This window comes from Actinocorallia lasiicapitis (genome assembly GCF_054778695.1).
On sequence record NZ_BAAGZI010000575.1, the window covers coordinates 1 to 2,611 of the forward strand.

Genomic DNA, 2,611 nt, shown 5'->3' on the forward strand with positions numbered 1-2,611 from the left:
GCCCGCCGCTCACGCACCCCCGCCAGCTCGACGCCGAGGCTCCTGCGCCGGCCCGGATCGGCCAGCGCCGCCCGCGCCAGCACCGCGAACTTCTCGGTCATGACGCCTCCGTGCTGGCCAGGATCTCCGCGAGGTGCACCGTCCGCACCCCGGACCGCAGCCGCGACAGCGCGCCGCCGAGATGGGTGAGGCAGCCGTGGTCGACGGCGCACACGACGTCCGCGCCGGTCTCCCGGACATGCCTGACCTTGTCGGCGACCATCGCGACCGAGGAGTCGGCGTTCTTCAGCGCGAACGTGCCGCCGAACCCGCAGCACTCCTCCGCCCGGCCCAGTTCGGCCAGTTCGAGGCCGCGCACCGCGCGCAGCAGCCGCTCCGCCCGGTCGCCGAGCCGCAGCGACCGCAGCGCGTGGCAGGTCGGCTGGTAGGCGACACGGTGCGGGAACCAGGCCCCCACATCGGTGACGTCCAGCACGTCGGTCAGGAACTCGGCGAACTCGTGGACGGGCGGCGGCTCCCCGCCGACCAGCCGCGGATAGGCCCGCCGGACCGTCGCCGCGCACGACGCCGACGGCGTCACCACCGCCGCGTGCCCCGCGAACACCTCCGTGAACCGCCGGGCCAGCCCCTCGGCCTCCCGGTGGTACCCCGACGTCCAGTGCATCTGCCCGCAGCACGTCTGCGCGCTCTCGAACACGACCTCGTGCCCGAGCCGCTCCAGCACCGCCGCGACGGCCTCACCCGTCCTCGGATACCACGCTTCACTCACACACGAAACGAACAACGCAACACGCAAGTGGGCCCCTCCCCATGGGGAACCGCCTCATCGTAGGGCCGCGCGCCGCGCGTTCTCGGGGGGAACGGAACAACAGTCCCATCGGGCTATGTCGCGGAGAGACGAACCGTTGCACACTGGTCTCCGTCTAACGTGACAAGTGACACACACCTACGAGAGCGAGAAACCGGAGGCACGCCGATGTGCCCGCACCAGCCATCCTGTCCCTCGTCTGAGGCAGCGGACCGCGACGCCGCACGGACCTTGGCCAACCACCCCGAACAGGGGTGGAGCCTGCTGTGCAACGGAGTGGTCGTCTTCGACGACACCGGTGAGCTGCTGCCCAACGGGGGAATCGTCGCACCGCACCGACCGACGGATCTGATCGCCCCGTCCGCAGCCTGAAAAGTCAACGGACTAGTCCATTGGGGTGATCTTCGAGGGCCTCGCGCCCTCGGAGCTCCCGCCCCACCGCCCTCCTACACCAGCCAGGTCTCCAGCCACGGCAGCACGGCCGCCCCCACGGCGTCCGGATGCTTTCCGAGCTCGTGACGCTCACCGGGAAGCACCACCACGGCCGTGGCATCGGCGTCGTCGGGGACCCCGAACGGATCCCGGTCGCCGTTGACCACCACCACGGGGACCCCCGCCTCCCGCAGTTCCGCCGCCCGCGACTTCTCGGGCTTGCCGGGCGGGTGCAGCGGGAACGCCAGCGCCAGCACGCCGACCGCACCGGCCTGCTCGGCCGTCCGGCACGCGACCCGGGCCCCGTTGCTGCGCCCGCCCTGGATCAGCGGCACGTCCGGCAGTTCCTTGCGGAGCGTCGCGACGATCTCCAGCCAGGCCGCGTCCTGCTTCACCGCCGAACCGGGCGCCCGCCGGCCCGCCAGCCGGAACGGCTGCGTCACCCGGGCGACCGCCCCGCCCAGTTCCAGCGCCACCGCCCGGACGGCCAGCAGATCGGGTGCCTCGACGCTCCCGTTGGACCCGTGGGTCAGGACGAGCAGGAACCGCGGCTCCGCGACCTCGTCGACCAGCACGGACGCGGCCCCCACCGCCGTCATGATCTCCACTCCCCCATCGTCCCATCCGGCTCCGGCCGTCGGGTCAGGAGGCCCGCGCCACCGTGAACCGGCTGAACGAAGCGATGATCTTGTTGTCGCCCGACTCGGGGGCCAGGAGCATCAGCCCGACCTGGCTCATCTCCTTGCCGGGCAGCGCTTGCGGGTCCGTGGCGTCCAGGACGGCGGAGCCGTTCACCCAGAACCGCAGCCGGGTCGCGGCGCCGTCGGTCACACAGGACGCCTGGAGCTTGATCTCCTCGCCTTCGGCGAGCCGGTCGGCCTTCCCGGTCCCGAGGGGGTTCGCCGTGCCGGTCGCGTACCGGGCGACGCGGGCCTTGCCCGTGTCGGAGACGAAGAACTGGTAGCCGGTGCCGTCGTCCTCGTTCCACCGGCAGAGCAGGCCCAGCTCGAGGCCGCTCCCGATGAGGGTGCTCGGGGTGGCCGTCGTGGAGACGACGAGCGCGGGTTCGGGGGACGCGGGGGCCTTGGCGGGGATCGGGGACAGCGCGGGGGTGGCGGAGTCGGTGCGGTCGGCGTAGACGGCGTAGGTCCCCTTGGCCCGCTCGTAACCGCGGATGGAGCGGCTGTCGCCGGTGGCGTCGGGGGTGAACTCGTAGCCGTCCCAACCCTGGTCGAGCCGGACGACCCCGTCGAGCAGCACCGCGCCCTCGGCCGTACCTTCGCCGCCGTCCGGCCACCAGGCCACCGCCGCGGCCGCCGTAGCGATCAGCAGGGCGGTGAGCGCCGCACCGGCCAGGAGCGCGCGGGACGG

Annotated in this window: 4 protein-coding genes; 1 reads left to right on the plus strand and 3 read right to left on the minus strand. The window is 72.8% G+C overall.

Annotation, left to right across the window (positions count from 1 at the left end; genetic code table 11):
* Positions 1-97 precede the first annotated feature (97 nt).
* Positions 98-796: a (Fe-S)-binding protein gene (locus ACYVE7_RS32350; protein ID WP_460370165.1), complete on the minus strand. Its 699-nt coding sequence runs from the start codon at positions 794-796 to the stop codon at positions 98-100.
* A gap of 180 nt (positions 797-976) precedes the next feature.
* On the opposite strand from ACYVE7_RS32350, the gene ACYVE7_RS32355 reads away from it, so the two are divergent.
* Positions 977-1,180, plus strand: coding sequence for a DUF5999 family protein (locus tag ACYVE7_RS32355; RefSeq protein WP_460370167.1), 204 nt, complete (start codon positions 977-979; stop codon positions 1,178-1,180).
* Between the two features lie 74 nt (positions 1,181-1,254).
* On the opposite strand, the gene ACYVE7_RS32360 is transcribed toward ACYVE7_RS32355, so the two are convergent.
* Positions 1,255-1,839 carry an alpha/beta hydrolase family protein gene (locus tag ACYVE7_RS32360; protein ID WP_460370169.1) on the minus strand — a complete coding sequence of 195 codons (585 nt, stop codon included), beginning with the start codon at positions 1,837-1,839 and terminating at the stop codon, positions 1,255-1,257.
* A gap of 43 nt (positions 1,840-1,882) precedes the next feature.
* Positions 1,883-2,611, minus strand: a 729-nt coding sequence (locus ACYVE7_RS32365) for a hypothetical protein (RefSeq protein WP_460370171.1), incomplete at its 5' end; no start/stop codon positions are given.

Excerpts from the sequence above, each read along its gene's own strand:
- ACYVE7_RS32355 (WP_460370167.1), top strand. The coding sequence starts at position 977 with ATGTGCCCGCACCAGCCATCCTGTCCCTCGTCTGAGGCAGCGGACCGC.
- ACYVE7_RS32360 (WP_460370169.1), bottom strand. The coding sequence starts at position 1,839 with ATGACGGCGGTGGGGGCCGCGTCCGTGCTGGTCGACGAGGTCGCGGAG.